Here is an 18,342-nt window from a genome sequence, read left to right as displayed (position 1 = left end):
AGGTTAATTGAGCAAGATTGATGCCAGTTTGCGCAGGAGGAGAACCGCCGCGACAGGATGCCGCGGCGGGGGAAGGAGAATCACTCTTTCTGGGCGAGGGCGCTAAAACCGGCAGTGGCGCCGACCCGTTCATCGCGGGCAATCCAGCGATAGGCCGCGCCGCTCAGGAATACGCCGATAAACCAGCTAAAGTTAGCCACTTCGTGCAGGGCTGGAATAAAGCTGATGATCAGACCAATAGCCACGGAGGGCACCAGCGCGGCGATCGCTTTCGGGTTAAAGCCGTTGCGGTACCAGTACTGGCCTTTTGGCGTGTCGTCGAACAGGTCGTTGACCGAAACCTGCCCGCGCTTAATGATGTAAAAATCGACGATCAGGATACCGAACAGCGGGCCGATAAACGCCCCCAGGACGTCGAGGGTATAGTGGATAAGCTCCGGTGAGTTAAACAGGTTCCACGGCGTCAGCAGGATTGACCCTACCGCAGCAATCATCCCTCCGGTACGGAAGCTGATTTTCTGCGGCGAGCAGTTCGAGAAATCGAACGCCGGAGAGACAAAGTTAGCCACGATATTAATCCCGATGGTGGCGGTGATCATGGTCAGCAGGCCAATGGCGACCGCCAGGTCGTTGCCCACGCGGCTGACGGTCTCAATCGGGTCGGTGATCATGCGGCCAAACAGCGACTGGGTGCCGGAAACAATCACCACGGTCACGACAGAGAACAGCAGGAAGTTGAACGGTAGGCCCCAGCGGTTGCCGCGGCGGATCTCGCCCATGCTTTTACCGTAGCGCGAGAAATCGCCAAAGTTGAGCAGCGGGCCGGAGAAGTAGGAGACCACCAGCGCGGTGGCGGTGATCATCTGCCAGGTTTGCTCCCCAGTGCTCAGCGATTTGCTGGCGAGGGTAAATGAGATCCCGTCAAAACCAGTTTTGTATACAATCCATCCCGCTAACGCCAGCATCACTACGTAGACCGCCGGACCGGCAATATCGATAAAGCGCTTAATGGCGCTCATCCCGTGCCAGAACACCATTGCCTGCAGTAGCCACATGGTGGCGAAGCACAGCCAGCCCAGATGCGACAGGCCAAGGAAGCTGGCTTCGGTGAGCGTCGACAGCGAAGGAAAGAATTTCAGCAGCACCAGCATCAGCGCGTTAGCCGCCAGATAAGTCTGAATGCCGTACCACGCGAAGGCGATAAGTCCGCGGATCACCGCCGGAATATTGGCCCCGAAGACGCCAAACGCCTGACGACAAATCACCGCGTAGGGGACGCCCGCCATCTGGCTGGGCTTCGCCACCAGATTCGCGCACAGCTGAACGATACAAATCCCCACCAGCAGGCACAGCAGCACCTGCCAGCTTGCCAGGCCAAGAGTAAAGAAGCTCGCGGCTACCACATAACCCCCCATGCTGTGCACATCCGACATCCAGAAAGAAAAGATGTTGTACCAGCTCCAGTTCTGGTCGCGCGTCGGCGCCAGATCCTCATTGCAAAGTCGTGGGCTGTATCCAGCGTGGGGATCAGCGGCCTTAACCTGGTGCGTATTTTGTGTATTTGGCATGAAACCTGCTCCTGTAAATGAAAACCCGTTTAAATGGATTGCAGAGGCTGTTGCAGGATTCAGGCCAAAATAGTTAATTTTGTATGCAATAATTTATTTTTATGTATACGATTTGGCATTAAAAAGTAAAAATCGGAGTGGTTAATGAACAACCAACATCGCCTGCAGGCCGCGCCAGAGCTGCATGACAAAGACGAATCAATCTATCAGGCGCTGATGACCGCTATCGTTGAGCATCAGCTGCCGCCGGGAAGCAAACTGCCGGAAGAGGCCCTGGCGGAGGTGTTTGGCGTGAGCCGCACGGGGATCAGAAAAGTGCTGCAACGGCTCGCCACTGTGCAAATGGTCGCTTTGACGCCCAAACGTGGTGCACAGGTCGCCAGCCCGACGGTAGAAGAAGCGCAGGAGATCTTTCGCACCCGCGCGTTGCTGGAGGTGGCGAATTTGCCGGATGTGCTGGCGCGCTGCCAGCCGCCGCATCTGGCGGCGCTGGAAACCATTACCCGTCAGGAGCAGCTGGCGCACGAAAGCTATAACGGCCCGGCGGCGATCCGCTACTCCGCCGAGTTTCATATCCAGCTACAGGCGATTTCCGGCAATCAAGTGCTCACCGAGATGGTGACCCGCCTGAGCCAGCGCTCTTCATTAGTTATCGCGGCGTGGGGATCGCCGTGGCGTCAGGGCTGCCGCTGTGACGATCATGAACAGCTTATTCAGCTATTACGCGACAAAGCGCTGCAGCCCCTGAGCGATGCGCTAACGCACCATTTTGAACATATCGTCGCCAGCCTCTGCTTTGAGCGTTCTGGCATGACCTTACCTGATTTTGCCCGGCTGTTTGCCGATTTTAAGGAGCCGTAATGGCCGCTATTTGTATACAAGTGATAAATCCCAATATCAGCCCCGGGATGACGGAAACCATCGGTGCCGCCGCGCGGGCGGTTGCCGCGCCGGGAACCGAAATTCTGGCGGTCTGCCCGAGCGAGGGCGTGCCGTCAATAGAGGGCCATTTTGATGAAGCCATTGCCGCCGTCGGCGTGCTCGAGCAGATTAAAGCCGGTCGCCAGCAGGGGGTGGATGGTCACGTGATTGCCTGCTTCGGCGACCCAGGACTGCTGGCAGCGCGCGAGCTAGCGCAAGGGCCGGTGGTGGGGATTGCGGAAGCGGCGATGCATATGGCGACGCTGGTCGCCACCCGTTTCTCCATCGTGACCACGCTACCGCGCACCTTAATTATCGCTCGTCATCTCCTGCATCAGTATGGTTTTCACGACCATTGCGCCGCGCTGCACGCGATTGATTTACCGGTGCTGGCGCTGGAGGACGGCAGCGGTCTGGCGCAGGAGAAGGTGCGCGCGCGCTGTATTCAGGCGCTAAAGGAGGATGGCTGCGGGGCTATCGTGCTGGGCTGCGGCGGGATGGCGACGATCGCTCAGGAGCTGACTCGCGAGCTGCGCGTGCCGGTGATCGATGGCGTCAGCGCGGCGGTCAAAATGGTTGAGTCGCTGGTGGCGTTGGGTCTGTCGACCAGCAAGCACGGCGATCTGGCCTTTCCCGAAGCTAAGGCGTTGAGCGGCAAATTTCAGGCATTAAATCCATTTTAAATTGAAGAGGTGGCAGATGGCATTTTGGGCAGACGATTATCCGCGCGACCTGTGCGGCTACGGCGGGCAGCCGCCGCATGCGCAGTGGCCGAACAACGCGCGGGTTGCCGTGCAGTTTGTTTTGAACTACGAAGAAGGTTCGGAAAACCATGTGCTGCACGGTGACGCCGGTTCCGAACAGTTTCTCTCCGACATCATCGGTGCCGCCAGCTATCCTGACCGCCATATGTCGATGGATTCATTATATGAGTACGGCAGCCGCGCGGGTTTCTGGCGCATCCATAATGAGTTCAGCAAGCGTGGACTGCCGCTGACCGTGTTCGGCGTCGCCATGGCGCTGGTGCGTCATCCCGAGGTGGTCGAGGCGATTAAAGCGGCGAACTATGACGTGGTTAGCCACGGCTGGCGCTGGATCCATTACCAGAATATGCCCATTGAGCAGGAGCGGGAGCATCTGAATAAAGCGGTGCAGGTGTTAACCGATCTGTTTGGCAAACCGCCCACCGGCTGGTACACCGGGCGCGATAGCCCCAATACCCGCCAATTGGTGGTTGAACACGGCGGTTTTGATTATGACAGCGATTATTACGGCGACGATTTGCCGTTCTGGAGCGAAGTGGCGTGCAGCGACGGTACGCGTAAGCCGCATCTGATCGTGCCTTATACACTCGACGCCAACGATATGCGCTTCGCCACTGCCCAAGGGTTCAATACCGCCGAGCAGTTTTACACCTATCTGAAAGACAGCTTCGATGTGCTGTATGAAGAGGGGGCCAGCGCGCCGAAGATGATGTCCATCGGCATGCACTGCCGCCTGCTTGGGCGTCCGGGCCGCTTCCGTGCCCTGCAGCGTTTCCTTGATTATGTTCAGCAGCACGACCAGGTTTGGGTCTGTACCCGTCAGCAGATTGCCGACCACTGGCGCGAATTTCATCCGTTTGGTGGGTAACGTTGTTCCCCGGGTCGCGCCGCAAGCGGCTTACCCGGGCTACCGGTAAACCCGTAGCCCGGGCAAGGCGCATTGCGCCGCCCCCGGGGTAAGGCCGGAGAGTGTTGCATGATTTCCCTGAGGCGATGCTGCGCATCTGTCCGGGCTACCGGCCCGTAGACGGCGGTGGACCCGTAGCCCGGGCAAGGCGCATTGCGCCGCCCCCGGGGGAAGGCCGCAGAGCGTTGCATGGTTTCCCGGAGGCGATGCTACGCATCTGTCCGGGCTACCCGTAGCCCGGGAAGCCGTGGCGCCACCGGAAAATGCACAAGGACTTAACTCATCAAACTGACCTGGGCGGCGACGATGCGCCAGCCAAAGGGGAAACGCACCCAGGTTTGCTGCTGGCGGCCAATGCGCTCGCTGCCTGCTCGGGTGAATTCCGTGCTGCACACCGCGTAATCTTCACCGAAAGTGGTGATGGTGGTGTGCCGCAGTTCGCGCTGCAAACCGGCGGCAGGCCGGGCGGCGCGGAAGGCGCGAATTTCGTCGATACCGTATAAATTTTCCCCGGCTCCCAGCCGTACCGTGCGCTTATCGTGCCAGAACAACTCATCCAGCACCGCAATATCATTGCTCACCAGCGCCTCCTCATAGCGGTAAAACGCCGCCGTTACCTCGGCGAGGACGAGCGGGCGGTTAATATGCTCTTGCATCATCATGCAGCTATCTCCGCAGGTCGGGCATCGGTCATGCCCATCTCTTCCAGCGCCCGCGCCACGCGCAGGCAGGCTTGTTCGTTAAACGGCGCGGCAATTAATTGCAGACCAATCGGCTGCCCGCTCGCCGTGCGCAGCGGTACCGTGGCCACCGGTAACCCCAGGAAAGAGATAGGCTGGGTCAGCATCCCCATACTGGCGCGAATGGGCAGCGGCTGGCCGTTGATCTCCATCGTCTGCGCGCCGATGAGCGTGGCGCTGCAAGGCGTCGCCGGGGCGATCAGCACATCGGCGTGGGCGAACAGGGCTTTAAACGCCTGCTGCGCGTGGCGGCGGAAGCGCTGGGCCTGGAGATACCAGGAGGCTGGAATCATCGCCCCTGCCAGCAGGCGCTCGCGGGAGTTTGGCTCAAAACGTTCAGGTTCGCGGCGCAGGGCGGGCAGGTACTGATTTCCCCCCTCGGAGGCACTCATAATAAACGCCGCCGACCGGGCCAGTTCGGCCTCCGGGAAGATAAGCTCTTCATGCGCCCCAAGCGCCTGGGCTACGCGGGCGACAGCGGTACGCGCATCACTATCGCACCAGGTTGAAAAATAGCCGCCGAGGGTGGCGCAGCGCAGCCCTTCCAGGCCCCGCGGCAGCAGATTCGCCGTGCGCTCGCTGGCCTTGTCAGCCTGAAAACCATCGGCGGGATCGCGGCCCTGTAGCGCGTCATAAACCGCTGAAAGGTCGCAAACGCTGCGGGCAAACGGGCCGATGTGGTCAAGACTGGCGACGAACGGATGGCTACCGGAGCGAGATAAACGGCCAAAGGTCGGCTTCAGGCCAAATATCCCGCACAGCGAGGCCGGGACGCGAATAGAGCCGTTGGTATCGCTCCCCAGCGAAAAATGCACCAGCCCGGCGGCCACCGCTGCCGCCGAACCGCCTGAAGAACCTCCGGCGATCCGCGAAAGATCGTGCGGGTTATGCGTCGCCCCGTAGTGGCTATTTTCAGTGGTAAAACCGTAGGCGTAGGCATCCATATTCAGCATGCCGGATAGCAGCGCGCCCGCGCTATGCAGCTGGCGTACCGCCCAGCTATCGGCAGTCGCCGCAGGACGATCGCTCAGCAACTGCGCTCCGGCAAGGGTCGTGTGCCCGGCGACATCAAACAGATTTTTCACCGCATAGGGAACGCCAGCCAGCGCGGGCAGGGGCTTTTTTTCCCGCCGCAGGGTGTCGATATTCTCCGCTTCAGCCAGCATTCGCTTTTCGCTGACGTGGGTCCAGGCGTTGATTTGCGGGTTAACGCGGGCGATGTTCTCCAGCGTATGGCGGGCAATCTCTTTGGCGCTGAGTTCACCGCTGGTCAGCGCGCGCTGTATTTCGTGAATCGTCATTTCATTGAGCTTCATGCTTTATACACTCCGGCAATTTCGACGCGCTCGTCGAGGGGAAAGACCAGCAGCGGCCCGGCCATCGCCGCAATGCGGCTGAACTGCACCCTGAGCTCTGCGCGGCGTTCTTCGTCCAGCTCCAGCGCTAGCAGCTGTTCCATTTGTGTGAGATAAGCATCCCATTCGTTGTGCGGTGTGTTCATCATCAGCTCCTAATATCCGGCGGCGGAGCCGTTGCTGCGCGGATCGCTGGCCCCCTCAAACAGGCCATTGGGGTGGCGAACAATTGCCCCGGCGTGGCCCATGGCTTCGCTAAAATCGGCCAGAACTTCAACGTCGTGCCCCAGCTCGCGCAGTTGGGCGATGCTTTCAGCGCTGAAGCGGCCCTCCAGCTTGAGTGAGTCAGAGGTTTGTCCCCAGGTGCGCCCCAGCAGCCAGCGCGGCCGGGTGATGCTCTCCTGCAGTGGCGCATTTTGCATTACGTAGCGGGTGAAGATGGCGGCCTGGGTTTGCGGCTGGCCGTCGCCGCCCATCGAGCCATAAACCATCACCCGGCCATCGTTTAGCCGTGCGGCGGCGGGATTCAGGGTATGGAACGGTTGCTTACCGGGGGCCAGCGCCAGCAGGTGGCTCGGGTCAAGGCTGAACGACGCTCCACGGTTCTGCCAGACGATCCCGCTATCCGGCAGCACCACGCCGCTGCCGAACTCGTGGTAGAGGCTCTGGATAAAGGAAACCGCAAGGCCGTTTTTATCGATCACGCCCATCCACACCGTATCGCCAGGACCTTTGCCTGCGCCCCACGGAGCGGCCTGCTGGTCGTTGATTTTATCCGCCAGCGGCTGTAGCGCGGTGGGTTCCAGCAGGCTTTGAATATCGACATCCAGGTGGCGCGGGTCGGTGATATGCGCGTCGCGCAGACCGAAGGCCAGCTTGGTGGCCTCAACAATGCGGTGGACGGTCATCGCCTCGTCAGCCTCGGCCATCGCCAGCCGGTCGGTAATGCCGAGAATGGCCAGCGAAACCAGCCCCTGAGTCGGCGGTGCGAGGTTCCACAGTTCGCCGTGCTGATGATCGAGCCGGAGCGGCAGCGGACGGCGGGCGCGATGCTGCTGCAGGTCGCTGAGGGTCACCGGCAGCCCGTACTTTTCCATGCCGCGAGCCAGATGCTCCGCCAGCGGCCCGCGATAGAAGCTGTCTAATCCTTCCTCTGTTAAACGACGCAAGGTGTTCGCCAGTGCTGGTTGTAAAAAGCGGCTGCCGGCTTTCGGCGGCTGGCCGTCGACCAGATACGTTTCGGCAAAGCCGGGCTGGTCGCGCAGCTCGCTGAATTTACCGGCGGTTGCGCTGGCCTGCGAGGCGGTGACCGGGATGCCGTTTGCTGCGTAGCCGATGGCGTCCTCCAGCAGGCGCGTCAGCGGCAGTTCGCGGCCGGTTAAATCGCGCGAAACCGTCAGCGCTTCATCCCAGCCGCTAACGGTACCCGCCACGGTCAGCGCTGCTTGCGGGCCACGATGGGGAATGTGCGCCAGCCCGGCATAGGCTTGCGGCGTTGCTCGCGAACCCGCCGCGCCGCTGGCGTCGATGGCAATGGGGTCGCCATCGGGCGGGACGATAAGCCAGAAACCATCGCCACCGAGCCCGTTCATATGCGGGTAAACCACGGCAATAGTAGCGGCTGCGGCGACCATGGCTTCGATCGCGCTTCCCCCTTCGCGCAGAACCGCCAGCGCGCTTTGGCTGGCCAGATGATGGGGGGCGACCGCCATCCCGTGGGCGGCAACATGACTTTGCATGGAGTGTCCTCAATTAACAGAATCGTTTGCTGAGGGTTGCAAAAGCTGTTCCATGTCTGAACGTAAAGTTTCAACCGCTGCCGACACCGCGCATTTTTTGCGGAACTGGCATGCATTATGAAAGCGGATACGGTTATGATGCGGTGAAACGAAAGTTACAGAGGTCTTATGCAACAGCTTGATGAACGACTAAAAGAGCAGTACGCGTCTTTATCGCCCCAGGAGCAGCGGGTGGCGGATTTTATTTTCGATCATTTTGATGACCTGATTAGTTACAACAGCGCAGAGCTGGCACAGCTTAGCGGCGTATCGAAGGCCACGGTCAGCCGTCTGTTCAAGCGTCTGGGCTATGAGAAATATAAAGATATGCGCGATGAGCTGCGCACGCTGCGCCAGAGCGGCATGCCGCTGACCGACAACCGCGATGCGGTGCAGGGCAATACGCTGCTGGCGCGCCATTATAAACAGGAGATGGCGAACCTGACCCAGTGGGTCAACGCGCTGGATGTGCAGCAGTTCGCCGAGGCGATTCAGGCGCTGGTTGCCGCCCGGCGTATTGTTATTGTCGGCATGCGCAATGCTTATCCTGCGGCGCTGCACCTGCGCCAGCAGCTATTACAGGCGCGTGGGCAGGTGCAAATACTGCCGCAGCCGGGGCAAAGCTTAAGCGAAGAGCTGGTGGATTTAACCGCCGAGGATCTGGTGGTGGTGATGGCGTTTCGCCGCCGCCCGCGAATTATTCGCCCGCTGTTGCAGCAGCTACAGAGCAGCGGGATCCCGGTTCTGCTGATGTGCGAGCCGCAGGCTCATGGCCTGTTTCCGCTGGCGCGCTGGCAGCTCTGCGCGCCGCTGGATAGCGTATCGGCCTACGACAGCTACGCCTCGGTCAATAGCCTGATCAATCTGCTGTCGAACGCTTTCCTGCATGAAATCCTCGATAAAGGGCGTCCGCGCATTCACGACATAGCGACCCTTTACCAGCAACTGGACGAACTGGAACAACGATAATGGGGCGCCAGCGTGGTGCTTTGCATAGTTTTGGTGCGCTAAAATAACGAGGAGACGCACCTCCGTTTCCTCTTAATTCACCTCTTTCTCTTTTATTCCCTGCGGTTAACGGAATTTCGGTTAATGGCTTAACGCTGAGATTTATCTGGCACATTAGTTGCAAAAGTGACTTTAAAGAATCTTTTGTTTCATGCTAACGTAACGGGTAAACATCATGAAGAAACTGTTGATCGCACTGGCCGGGGCCGCTTGTCTGTTAACCAACCTGTCGGCGGCGAAGGCTGACCAGTTCCAGGATATTGAAAAACGCGGCGTTATCCGCATTGCGGTGCCGCAGGATTTCCCGCCGTTTGGCTCGGTGGGTACCGACCTTCAGCCGCAGGGCTACGACATCGATATGGCGCGCTACCTCGCCAAAGAGATGAAGCTCAAATTGCAACTGGTGCCGGTCACCAGCGCCAACCGCGTACCTTATCTGCAAACCGATAAGGTGGATCTGGTGATTTCCAGCCTCGGTAAAAACGCCGAGCGCGAGAAGGTGATTGATTTCAGCCGCGCCTACGCGCCGTTCTTCCTCGGCGTGTTTGGCCCGAAAGGCGCTGAGCTGAAAGACCCGGCGGCGCTGAGCGGGAAAAGCGTTGGCGTGACCCGCGGCGCGGTGGAAGACATGGTGCTGACCAGCGTAGCGCCGAAAGAAGCGCAGATTAAGCGCTACGAAGATAACAACACCACGCTGTCGGCGTATCTTTCCGGCCAGGTGCAGTATGTGGCGACCGGCAACCTGGTGGTGGCGGCTATCTCGCGGCAGAATGCGGATAAAGCGCCGGTGCCGAGCTTTATGCTGAAGGATTCGCCGTGCTTTATCGGGCTGAAAAAGAATGAACCGGCGCTGAAAGCGAAAGTGGATGCGCTGATTGAGCAAGGCGTCAAAGACGGCACGCTGAACGATTTGTCTGAAAAGTGGCTGAAAGCGCCGCTGCCTGCCAACCTTGGCGCGTAAGGCCCGGGCATGACGGAGCAACTTCATTTTTCTGAGCTCTGGCCGCACTGGCCGGAGCTGCTGGCGGGGCTGTGGGTGACCATTCAGCTGACGGTGCTGGCGACCATCGGCGGCCTGACGATAGGCATTTTGGGCGCGGCTATCCGCAGCGGGCGCACCACGTGGTTCAGCCGAATTTGGGGCGGGTATGTCGAACTGATTCGCAACACGCCGTTTGTGGTCCAGCTTTTTTTTATCGTCTTCGGCTTACCGAATCTGGGGCTAAAGATGACGGCCGGTGAAGCCGCGCTGCTGGCGATGGTGGTGAACCTCGGGGCCTATAGTACCGAGATCGTGCGCGCCGGAATTCAGGTGACGCCGAAAGGGCAGTGGGAGGCAGGGCGCGTGCTGGGATTGACCCGAACGCAGACCTTTATTCAGGTGATTTTGCCGCCCGCGCTACAGCGTATTTATCCGGCGCTGGTTAGCCAGTGCATTATCGTGATGCTCGGTTCATCGGTGGTGTCGCAGGTCTCTTATGAAGAGCTGACCTTCGCCGCCAACCTGATTCAGTCGCGCACCTTCCTCAGCTTTGAGGTGTATCTGGTGACGACGGGCATTTATTTAGTGCTGTCGATAACGATGCGCCAGTTGCTGATGGCGGCAGGGCGTAAATGGCTGGGGGTGCAGGCATGATGACCACCTTTACTGATTGGGATATTGTCCGCAATCTGCTGCTCGCCGGGCGCTGGACGGTGCTGCTGTCGCTGGTGGCGTTTATCGGCGGTGCGCTGGTCACTCTGCCGTTATTGCTGCTGCGTATGACCGGTGGACGCCAGGTAAAACGTCTGATCCGCGGCTATATCGAGCTGTTTCAGGGAACGCCGCTGCTGATGCAGCTGTTTCTGGCTTTTTTCGGCGTGGCGCTGTTCGGCATTGACGTTTCGGCATGGACCGCGGCGTCGCTGGCGCTAACGTTTTATACCAGCGCCTTTTTGCTCGATATCTGGTTTGGCAGCATTCGCGCTCTACCAAAAGGGCAGTGGGAAGCTTCGCGCTGTCTGGGGTTGAGCTTTGGTCAGACTCTATTTCGGGTGGTAGCCCCGCAGGCGCTGCGGATCGCTATCGCCCCGACGGTGGGTTTTGCCGTCCAGGTGATTAAGGGCACGGCGCTGGCGTCGATTATCGGCTTCGTCGAGCTGACGAAAGCGGGAACGATGCTGACCAACGTGACGTATCAGCCGTTTAAAGTCTTTGCGCTGGTGGCGCTGGGCTACTTCATTCTGTGTTACCCGCTGTCCCGCTACAGCCGTTATCTGGAGAACAAATTCAATGCCTCTCATCACCATTAATCAGATGCAGAAGTATTACGGCGATAACCACGTGCTCAAGGGTGTCGATCTGGATATCGATATGGGCGAAGTTATCTCGATTATCGGCCGCAGCGGGTCCGGCAAAAGCACGCTGCTGCGTTGCATTAATGGTCTTGAAGGCTATCAGGACGGCAGCATTAAGCTCGGCGGGATGACCATTACCGACCGCGATTCCCAGGCGCGGGAAATTAGCCGTTCTATCGGCATGGTGTTCCAGAACTTTAACCTGTTCCCGCATATGACGGCGCTGGAAAACGTTATGCTGGCACCGCGCCGGGTACTGAAAAAGAGCGCCGCCGAGTGCCGCGAACTGGCCCAGCGGATGCTGGAGAAAGTCGGGCTTGGCGACCGGCTTGATTACTACCCGTCCAGTCTTTCCGGCGGCCAGCAGCAGCGCGTGGCGATTGCCCGTGCGCTGGCGATGTCGCCAAAAGTTTTACTCTGTGACGAGATAACCTCGGCGCTGGACCCGGAGCTGGTTGGCGAAGTGCTCAAAGTGCTGGAGCAGCTGGCAGCGGAGGGAATGACGCTGATTCTCGTGACCCATGAAATGAATTTTGCCCGCGAAGTGGGCGACCGCGTAGTGTTTATGCATCAGGGACGCGTCTGGGAGCAGGGCGACAGCAAAACGCTGTTTGCCAACCCGCAGACCAGCGAGCTGAAGCAGTTTATTTCATCCGTGCGCGGCCTCAATCAATAAGGACTTAAAGATGGATATCACTCAGTTTTCGCAAATCAACCCGCCGTCGCGCCTGCTGATGGGGCCTGGTCCGATTAACGCCGACCCGCGCGTGCTACGCGCCATGTCGAGCCAGCTTATCGGCCAGTATGACCCGGCGATGACCCACTATATGAATGAGGTGATGGCGCTGTACCGTGGCGTATTTCGCACCGAAAACCGCTGGACGATGCTGGTGGACGGTACCTCGCGGGCGGGGATTGAAGCGATTCTGATTTCGGCTATTCGTCCCGGCGACAAGGTGCTGGTGCCGGTATTTGGCCGCTTTGGTCATCTGCTGTGCGAAATTGCCCGCCGCTGCCGGGCGGAAGTGCACACTATCGAAGTGCCGTGGGGCGAAGTTTTTACCCCGGATCAGGTTGAAGATGCCATCAAACGCGTGCGCCCGCGCCTGCTGCTGACGGTACAGGGCGATACCTCCACCACTATGCTGCAGCCGCTGGCGGAGCTGGGGGAAATCTGCCGCCGCTACGACGTGCTGTTTTACACCGACGCCACCGCCTCGCTGGGCGGTAACCCGCTGGAAACCGATGCCTGGCAGCTGGATGCGGTGTCGGCGGGGATGCAAAAATGCCTCGGCGGCCCGTCCGGGACCTCGCCGGTGACGCTCAGCGCGCACATGGAAGAGGCCATTCGCCGCCGTAAATGCGTGGAAGAGGGGATCCGTACCGATGCCCATCGCGACGGCGACGAAGAGATGATCTACTCCAACTACTTCGACCTCGGCATGGTTATGGATTACTGGGGGCCGGAGCGCCTGAACCACCATACCGAAGCCACTTCGGCGCTGTTTGCTGCCCGCGAATGCGCGCGTCTGATCCTGCAGGAAGGTCTGGATAACGGTATCGCCCGCCATAAACTGCACGGTGACGCGCTGGTAAAAGGCATCCAGGCGATGGGGCTGGAGACCTTCGGCGATCTGAAACATAAGATGAACAACGTGCTGGGCGTGGTGATCCCGCAGGGGATCAACGGCGACCAGGCGCGCAAGCTGATGCTGGAAGATTTCGGCATTGAAATCGGAACCTCGTTCGGCCCGCTGCACGGCAAAGTGTGGCGTATCGGCACCATGGGCTACAACGCGCGTAAGGATTGTGTGATGACCACTCTCAGCGCGCTGGAGTCGGTGCTCAACTATCTCAAATTCTCGACCACTCAGGGCGCAGCGATGCAGGCGGCGTGGGATCACTATCGCAACGAGAGCGCGCAATGAGTCAAACAACACGCCAGCAGGCGGAGATGCAGCAGGCCGCAACACGGGTCATGGCCCGCGCCGATGAGCTGGCCGCAATCAGCGAAACGCCGGAGGGATTGACCCGGGTTTATTTGTCGCCCCAGCATCTGCAGGCCAACCAGCAGGCGGCGCTGTGGATGACCCAGGCCGGAATGACCGTCTGGCAGGACAGCGTCGGCAATATTTGCGGGCGCTACGAAGGGGAACAGGAAGGCGCACCGGCTATCCTGCTGGGGTCGCATCTTGATACCGTGCGCAACGCCGGGCGCTACGATGGCATGCTCGGCGTACTGACGGCGATTGAGGTGGTGCACAGCCTGCACCGGCAGGGGCGGAGGCTGAAAAAGGCTATCGAGATTGTCGGTTTTTGCGATGAAGAGGGGACGCGGTTTGGCATTACGCTGCTTGGCAGCCGCGGGCTGACCGGTACCTGGCCTGAGAGCTGGCTGGCGCAGACCGATGCCGATGGCGTCAGCGTGGCGCAGGCGATGGTGCTGGCCGGGCTGGATCCGGCGCGTATTCACCTTGCTGCCCGCAGCCAGGAGGAGATTGCCGCCTATCTGGAATTGCATATCGAGCAGGGGCCGTGTCTGGAGCAGGAAGGTCTGGCGCTGGGCGTGGTGGAGGCTATCAACGGCGCACGCCGCCTGAACTGCTGCTTTACCGGCGAGGCCGGGCATGCCGGGACGGTGCCGATGAGTCATCGCAAAGATGCGCTGGCCGCCGCCGCCGAGTGGATGGTGCTGGTCGAGACCCTGACCCGCGAGCAGGGTGGAAATCTGGTTGCTACGGTAGGGACGCTGCGCTGCGCCCCTGGCGCGGTTAACGTGATCCCCGGCGAAGTGACGCTGACCCTCGATATTCGCGGGCCGAACGACCAGCCGCTCGATGCGCTGTTGAGCAGGCTACTCGCGAGTGCGCAGGAAATTGCCGCTCGTCGCCATCTGCAATTCAGCGCCGAAGAGTTTTACCGCATTGCCGCCACCGCCTGCGATAGCGAATTGCAGCGGGTATTAAGCGAGGCGGTGCAGGAGGTGCAGGGGCGTTCAGTTAGCCTGCCGAGCGGCGCCGGGCATGATGCCATCGCTATCGCCGAGTGTTGGCCGTCAGCGATGCTATTTGTGCGTTGCAAAGGCGGCATCAGCCATCACCCCGCCGAGTCGGTTACCACCGACGATGTGGCGCTGGCGATTGACGCGTACTCGCGCGCGGTGTTGAAGCTGTAAACGGATCCCGGAGGCGATGCTGCGCATCTGTCCGGGCTACCCAACCTTCAGACCGTGCGAACCTGTAGCCCGACTAAGCGCAGCGCGAGCCGGGGATAGCTTCAGCGCTGCGTTTACCTCCTGTGCTCTTGCAATTAAGACACTCGCAGCCATCTGACCGATCACTCTTTGGTTTTGAAAGGGACCTGATGCAATAACAATCTCAAATTAAATGTTTGATAGGGTGAATCTCAGGTGATCTTTTGCAAACATCACTTCGATAATAATTTCATATAAGCCCAACCCACCAAAACTGGAAAGCACCTCCCACAGTCCCAAAAAGTCCTCCCCAACCCGCACCGATAGCTAAATCCCTATCAGGAGAACCCTATACCATCCGCGGCACTGACTTCGTCGCCATGGACTGGTAGTACGTTGGAAAAATTCCGCGGGGTCAGTCCACTCTCTCTTTCGCTGATATCCCCATCTGCGGGCAATGCGCCTTTAAAGTTCGCTCGAACACCGTTGGCTGGTATGCTTAACACATGGTAAGCCACGTTGTTGAGAGACCTACCCATGCCTGAACGCGAAAAAAATATCAATATTCAACCACTCTCCGCTATTTCCCGAACGCATTTTCTTCCCGCACTGCTGACGATCGTTGCCGTATCCAGCCTGTGTGCATTTGTATCGCCGCCGCTGGGGCCCTGGAGCGTGATTTTGTCTAATCCTGGAATGTATATCGACCTCCTGGCGCTGCTTTTTCTGCTGTTTATATTGTGGAGTTCAACCAAAGTACGCATGAACCATGTGGCGGTTAACTGGGTACGCTACGGGCTGCTGCTGTGGATTGCCGGGGGAACGTTTGACCTGATGGACGAAATCTTCCGCCAGCCGCGCTGGATGGGCTACTACTGTGAAGACCTCTTGCGCCTGTCCGGGATGCTGCTGACCGCTATCGGGATCTACAAAATCATCGAGCGTATTAATCTTCTGTACGTCGATGCGCGTTCTCAATCGCTGAAGGATGAGCTGACCCAGTTGCCAAACCGCCGCTTCTTTATCGACACCATCCGTGAGAAAGAGGGGCATCCGCTGGCGTTAATGATTGTCGATATCGATTTCTTTAAGAAAATCAATGACACCTACGGCCATCTGGTGGGCGATGAAGTATTGTTTGCCCTCGGTAAGCAGCTGGCGAAGCTCACCAGCGATAAGGTGTTGCCATCGAGGATCGGCGGAGAAGAGTTCGCCATTATTGTTGATGGCCTGTCGGCGCAGGAAGTTGATGAACTGGCGCAGTCAATTTTGCAAAATGCCCGCGCAATCCTGATTAATCACGATAATCCGCTGTCGATCAGCATTGGCGTGGGCCTGCGCAATCAGGATGAACCGCAGAATGAGTTTATTAAAAAGGTCGATGACGCGCTCTACAAGGCGAAAAATAGCGGTCGCGGGCGCGTGGAGTGGGCCGCATAGCGCGGCCTGAGTTATCCCTGCTGCGCGCTGCGGCAGTGACGGCGATATTCGGAAGGCGAGCGCTCGGTATAGCGTTTAAACACCCTGCAGAAATAGTTGCTGTCGACGAATCCGCAGTTATGGGCGATCTCTTTTACTTTCAGATCGTAGCCGCGCAGCAGCTTTTTCGCTTTCTCCAGGCGCACGCTGGTGAGGAATTCGTTGAAGCCGACGGAACCTGATTTCTGGAAAATATGCGAAAGATAGTTAGGCGTGATATGAAAGCGTTTCGCTACCGACTCGCGGGTCAGGGGTTGGCTGAGATGCTCTTCCAGATAATCCTGCACTGCCATAAACAGATCGCGGCTACGGCTGACCCGCATCTCCAGGCCAACCAGTTGCTCAAGGCAGTGGCTCAAGAGCGCAGAGACCACCAGCCTGGCGGTCACCGGGTCAGGCTGTAAGCAGATTTCATTAAGCGACAGTAGCAGGTAGGAGCCCACGCGTGGCCCGAGGCGAGCGACGTTCTGCTTTTCCGTTCGCAGCTGTTTGCCATCCCAGTATTGAACGCAAAACCCGAGCTTCTGGCGGCCAAACAGGATGCTTAGCGTTGATGCCGGTCCGGTCCATTCCGGCTGGGTCCATTTCCCCGCCTGGACGTAAAGCACCTGCGAGGTGGATAGCATCGTCTCCGACAGCGGCAAGCCATTTTCCTTCAGTTCACCCTCCAGCACGATTTCCAGCCGCGGAAAAGGCACTTTAAACGCCAGCGCAGGCTCGGAGATATCCGGCTCGGGAAACCTGACGTGCAGATTATCCTTCTGATTTACTAAGCGATTTAAAATGTCTGCCAGATCGTCAATCATCCCGTGGACCTTAGAATAGAGCTATTATCCTGTTGATTATAATCTATTTTATCAGCAGTGATTTGTCCTGTATCAGACTACCCCGGTATTGACCGCCCTGGCGAGTCTCAGGTGATAGCTGGATTTTGATAGCCATCACACTTTTTCCTGCCGTGTACGCTTGTCCAGTTTTTCGTAGTTTTAGCCTCATGTATTCCCGGTCGGCACAGATTAGAGTTTGTTTTGTGTTATCGATAAGTTAAGGAATATAAATATGGAACAACAATCTGCGGTTTATCTGGAAGCGCTGGGGGCGAACGTGGCGCTGACCCCGAAAATGAAACAGGAACTGGATACCCTGGGCTACACCGTCGTGCATAACGTGGCGGACCCGGAGTGGCTGGAGGCAATGCGTACGCTTATCGATGCTATCGTCGAGAAAGAGGGTGATAACCTCGCGATTGAGCACCATCAGGAGGCGACGGCAACGCGCATTGCCAATCTGATTAATAAAGGAGTGGTTTGGGAGAAAGTCTGGTCCCATCCACTGGTCCTTTCTGCCTGTCAGTATATTTTTCAGGGGGATTTTAAAGTCTCCAGCCTGAACGCGCGGGAAGCGCTGTTTAACGGTGGCCATCAGCCGCTGCATGCGGACTGGAAAAAGCCGCGTCCGGATTTCCCGAAAGTGCATCTGGTTAATGCTATCTGGGCTATTGATGATCTAAGTGCGGAAAACGGCGCACCGCGCATTATTCCTGGAACGCACCACCGACCTGAGCTGCCGGAAGAGGTATTGGATAATCCAGAGCTGACGCATCCTGATGAGGTGGTGTTTGCCGCGCCGGCGGGTAGCGTAATGATTTACAACGCCCATGCCTGGCACGGCGGGACGCGCAACCGTATCGGCAGCAGAAGGCGCGTATTGCACAGTTTGTATATCGACCGCGAAGATACCGCACAGCAGGATCAGCAGCGCTGGCTGACGCCGGAAACCGCCAGCCGCCTGACGCCTGCGCAGAAATGGCTGCTGGGTGTGGAGTAAATCTGAAGTTGCTGAGCACGTTGTTCCCGGAGGCGGTGCTGCGCACCTGTCCGGACTACAGAATTGCTGAGCACCGATAGCCCGGACTGGCGCGTTAAGCGCCGCCTCCGGGATTTCCCTCACTCAAGGGATCTCAATATAGACCACTGGCTTTTTCATAATGCATTTCACCGCCTCGACAATCTGCTGCGGCTGCAACAAGAAGGTTTTGATGCTGGTCTTAATGGTGCGGATGCCGCTAAAACGCTTGGCATCGTCGATTTCAATATCCGTCACCAGCAGAACGACATCGACATGGGCAATATCGTCCGCCGTGATTTTGTTCTCAACCCCCAACGCTCCTTGCGTTTCAATTTTGATATTCCATTTCTCATGGTGGCCGACCTTTTCCAGGCGCTCGGCTGCCATATAAGTGTGAGCGACACCGCTTACGCAGGCCGTTACGGCAACGATATTGAAATCCAT

At 58.5% G+C, this 18,342-nt stretch carries 18 protein-coding genes and 1 pseudogene; 12 read left to right on the top strand and 7 right to left on the bottom strand.

Annotation, left to right across the window (positions count from 1 at the left end):
• Positions 1-80: 80 nt before the first annotated feature.
• On the bottom strand, positions 81-1,568 hold the full coding sequence (locus ACMYSL_RS18180; RefSeq protein WP_434659294.1) for an NCS1 family nucleobase:cation symporter-1: 1,488 nt from the start codon (positions 1,566-1,568) through the stop codon (positions 81-83).
• Positions 1,569-1,712: 144 nt separating this feature from the next.
• On the opposite strand from ACMYSL_RS18180, the gene ACMYSL_RS18175 reads away from it, so the two are divergent.
• The 3 genes and pseudogenes from ACMYSL_RS18175 to puuE all read left to right on the top strand — a co-directional run bounded on the left by ACMYSL_RS18175 (position 1,713) and on the right by puuE (position 4,121).
• A complete protein-coding gene (locus ACMYSL_RS18175) occupies positions 1,713-2,429 on the top strand; it encodes a GntR family transcriptional regulator (protein WP_434659292.1) in 717 nt (238 codons plus the stop codon).
• A pseudogene (gene hpxA, locus ACMYSL_RS18170) lies at positions 2,429-3,337 on the top strand (allantoin racemase). Before ACMYSL_RS18175 ends, hpxA begins: the two are co-directional and overlap by 1 nt.
• Positions 3,222-4,121 carry an allantoinase PuuE gene (gene puuE / locus ACMYSL_RS18165; protein ID WP_434664144.1) on the top strand — a complete coding sequence of 300 codons (900 nt, stop codon included), beginning with the start codon at positions 3,222-3,224 and terminating at the stop codon, positions 4,119-4,121. The pseudogene hpxA and the gene puuE overlap by 116 nt, the downstream one beginning before the upstream one ends.
• 314 nt (positions 4,122-4,435) lie before the next feature.
• Here puuE and hpxZ read toward each other — a convergent pair whose 3' ends face one another.
• From hpxZ to hpxW, 4 genes are read right to left on the bottom strand one after another with little or no spacing between them, the layout of a single operon-like run.
• Complete coding sequence (hpxZ, locus tag ACMYSL_RS18160; protein ID WP_185931924.1) at positions 4,436-4,822, bottom strand: oxalurate catabolism protein HpxZ; 387 nt, start codon at positions 4,820-4,822, stop codon at positions 4,436-4,438.
• A complete protein-coding gene (locus ACMYSL_RS18155) occupies positions 4,819-6,216 on the bottom strand; it encodes an AtzE family amidohydrolase (protein ID WP_434659290.1) in 1,398 nt (465 codons plus the stop codon). Before ACMYSL_RS18155 ends, hpxZ begins: the two co-directional genes overlap by 4 nt.
• The gene (hpxX, locus tag ACMYSL_RS18150; RefSeq protein WP_434664141.1) at positions 6,213-6,401 is read right to left on the bottom strand and encodes an oxalurate catabolism protein HpxX; all 189 of its coding nucleotides are present in this window, start codon (positions 6,399-6,401) and stop codon (positions 6,213-6,215) included. Before hpxX ends, ACMYSL_RS18155 begins: the two co-directional genes overlap by 4 nt.
• A gap of 9 nt (positions 6,402-6,410) precedes the next feature.
• Positions 6,411-7,994, bottom strand: a complete 1,584-nt coding sequence (gene hpxW, locus ACMYSL_RS18145) for an oxamate amidohydrolase (RefSeq protein WP_434659288.1) — start codon at positions 7,992-7,994, stop codon at positions 6,411-6,413.
• Between the two features lie 168 nt (positions 7,995-8,162).
• On the opposite strand from hpxW, the gene hpxU reads away from it, so the two are divergent.
• From hpxU to ACMYSL_RS18105, 8 genes are all read left to right on the top strand, one after another.
• Entirely contained in the window at positions 8,163-9,002 is an 840-nt protein-coding gene (gene hpxU / locus ACMYSL_RS18140; protein WP_139541123.1) for a MurR/RpiR family transcriptional regulator HpxU, read from the top strand.
• A gap of 214 nt (positions 9,003-9,216) precedes the next feature.
• Positions 9,217-10,002, top strand: coding sequence for a transporter substrate-binding domain-containing protein (locus ACMYSL_RS18135; protein ID WP_434659285.1), 786 nt, complete (start codon positions 9,217-9,219; stop codon positions 10,000-10,002).
• A gap of 9 nt (positions 10,003-10,011) precedes the next feature.
• The gene (locus ACMYSL_RS18130) at positions 10,012-10,677 is read left to right on the top strand and encodes an amino acid ABC transporter permease (RefSeq protein WP_434659283.1); all 666 of its coding nucleotides are present in this window, start codon (positions 10,012-10,014) and stop codon (positions 10,675-10,677) included.
• Entirely contained in the window at positions 10,677-11,333 is a 657-nt protein-coding gene (locus ACMYSL_RS18125) for an amino acid ABC transporter permease (RefSeq protein ID WP_180349658.1), read from the top strand. Before ACMYSL_RS18130 ends, ACMYSL_RS18125 begins: the two co-directional genes overlap by 1 nt.
• Complete coding sequence (locus tag ACMYSL_RS18120) at positions 11,314-12,054, top strand: amino acid ABC transporter ATP-binding protein (RefSeq protein ID WP_004100907.1); 741 nt, start codon at positions 11,314-11,316, stop codon at positions 12,052-12,054. The genes ACMYSL_RS18125 and ACMYSL_RS18120 overlap by 20 nt, the downstream gene beginning before the upstream one ends.
• 10 nt (positions 12,055-12,064) lie before the next feature.
• Positions 12,065-13,306: a pyridoxal-phosphate-dependent aminotransferase family protein gene (locus tag ACMYSL_RS18115; RefSeq protein ID WP_434659281.1), complete on the top strand. Its 1,242-nt coding sequence runs from the start codon at positions 12,065-12,067 to the stop codon at positions 13,304-13,306.
• Entirely contained in the window at positions 13,303-14,553 is a 1,251-nt protein-coding gene (gene hpxK, locus ACMYSL_RS18110; RefSeq protein ID WP_434659279.1) for an allantoate amidohydrolase, read from the top strand. Before ACMYSL_RS18115 ends, hpxK begins: the two co-directional genes overlap by 4 nt.
• Positions 14,554-15,108: 555 nt before the next feature.
• Positions 15,109-16,011, top strand: coding sequence for a GGDEF domain-containing protein (locus tag ACMYSL_RS18105; RefSeq protein ID WP_434659277.1), 903 nt, complete (start codon positions 15,109-15,111; stop codon positions 16,009-16,011).
• Positions 16,012-16,022: 11 nt separating this feature from the next.
• Here ACMYSL_RS18105 and ACMYSL_RS18100 read toward each other — a convergent pair whose 3' ends face one another.
• Positions 16,023-16,856, bottom strand: a complete 834-nt coding sequence (locus tag ACMYSL_RS18100) for a helix-turn-helix transcriptional regulator (protein WP_182237760.1) — start codon at positions 16,854-16,856, stop codon at positions 16,023-16,025.
• Between the two features lie 253 nt (positions 16,857-17,109).
• Here ACMYSL_RS18100 and ACMYSL_RS18095 point away from each other — a divergent pair, with 253 nt between their 5' ends.
• Positions 17,110-17,877, top strand: a complete 768-nt coding sequence (locus tag ACMYSL_RS18095; RefSeq protein ID WP_434659274.1) for a phytanoyl-CoA dioxygenase family protein — start codon at positions 17,110-17,112, stop codon at positions 17,875-17,877.
• Between the two features lie 123 nt (positions 17,878-18,000).
• Here the strand turns inward: ACMYSL_RS18095 and ACMYSL_RS18090 are convergent, their stop codons facing one another.
• The gene (locus ACMYSL_RS18090) at positions 18,001-18,342 is read right to left on the bottom strand and encodes a PTS fructose-like transporter subunit IIB (protein WP_110277185.1); all 342 of its coding nucleotides are present in this window, start codon (positions 18,340-18,342) and stop codon (positions 18,001-18,003) included.

Source organism: Klebsiella sp. MISC125 (assembly GCF_051131775.1).
In the GTDB taxonomy this organism is placed as follows: Bacteria; Pseudomonadota; Gammaproteobacteria; order Enterobacterales; family Enterobacteriaceae; genus Klebsiella.
The sequence above is the reverse complement of the archived record's forward strand: the minus strand, read 5'-3'. Positions and strand labels throughout refer to the sequence as shown.

What these genes read in the sequence shown, in the direction of transcription:
- ACMYSL_RS18180 (WP_434659294.1), bottom strand. Translation starts at nt 1,568, where the DNA reads ATGCCAAATACACAAAATACGCACCAGGTTAAGGCCGCTGATCCCCAC.
- ACMYSL_RS18175 (WP_434659292.1), top strand. Translation starts at nt 1,713, where the DNA reads ATGAACAACCAACATCGCCTGCAGGCCGCGCCAGAGCTGCATGACAAA.
- hpxZ (WP_185931924.1), bottom strand. Translation starts at nt 4,822, where the DNA reads ATGATGATGCAAGAGCATATTAACCGCCCGCTCGTCCTCGCCGAGGTA.
- ACMYSL_RS18155 (WP_434659290.1), bottom strand. Translation starts at nt 6,216, where the DNA reads ATGAAGCTCAATGAAATGACGATTCACGAAATACAGCGCGCGCTGACC.
- hpxX (WP_434664141.1), bottom strand. Translation starts at nt 6,401, where the DNA reads ATGAACACACCGCACAACGAATGGGATGCTTATCTCACACAAATGGAA.
- hpxW (WP_434659288.1), bottom strand. Translation starts at nt 7,994, where the DNA reads ATGCAAAGTCATGTTGCCGCCCACGGGATGGCGGTCGCCCCCCATCAT.
- hpxU (WP_139541123.1), top strand. Translation starts at nt 8,163, where the DNA reads ATGCAACAGCTTGATGAACGACTAAAAGAGCAGTACGCGTCTTTATCG.
- ACMYSL_RS18135 (WP_434659285.1), top strand. Translation starts at nt 9,217, where the DNA reads ATGAAGAAACTGTTGATCGCACTGGCCGGGGCCGCTTGTCTGTTAACC.
- ACMYSL_RS18130 (WP_434659283.1), top strand. Translation starts at nt 10,012, where the DNA reads ATGACGGAGCAACTTCATTTTTCTGAGCTCTGGCCGCACTGGCCGGAG.
- ACMYSL_RS18125 (WP_180349658.1), top strand. Translation starts at nt 10,677, where the DNA reads ATGACCACCTTTACTGATTGGGATATTGTCCGCAATCTGCTGCTCGCC.
- ACMYSL_RS18120 (WP_004100907.1), top strand. Translation starts at nt 11,314, where the DNA reads ATGCCTCTCATCACCATTAATCAGATGCAGAAGTATTACGGCGATAAC.
- ACMYSL_RS18115 (WP_434659281.1), top strand. Translation starts at nt 12,065, where the DNA reads ATGGATATCACTCAGTTTTCGCAAATCAACCCGCCGTCGCGCCTGCTG.
- hpxK (WP_434659279.1), top strand. Translation starts at nt 13,303, where the DNA reads ATGAGTCAAACAACACGCCAGCAGGCGGAGATGCAGCAGGCCGCAACA.
- ACMYSL_RS18105 (WP_434659277.1), top strand. Translation starts at nt 15,109, where the DNA reads ATGCCTGAACGCGAAAAAAATATCAATATTCAACCACTCTCCGCTATT.
- ACMYSL_RS18100 (WP_182237760.1), bottom strand. Translation starts at nt 16,856, where the DNA reads ATGATTGACGATCTGGCAGACATTTTAAATCGCTTAGTAAATCAGAAG.
- ACMYSL_RS18095 (WP_434659274.1), top strand. Translation starts at nt 17,110, where the DNA reads ATGGAACAACAATCTGCGGTTTATCTGGAAGCGCTGGGGGCGAACGTG.
- ACMYSL_RS18090 (WP_110277185.1), bottom strand. Translation starts at nt 18,342, where the DNA reads ATGGATTTCAATATCGTTGCCGTAACGGCCTGCGTAAGCGGTGTCGCT.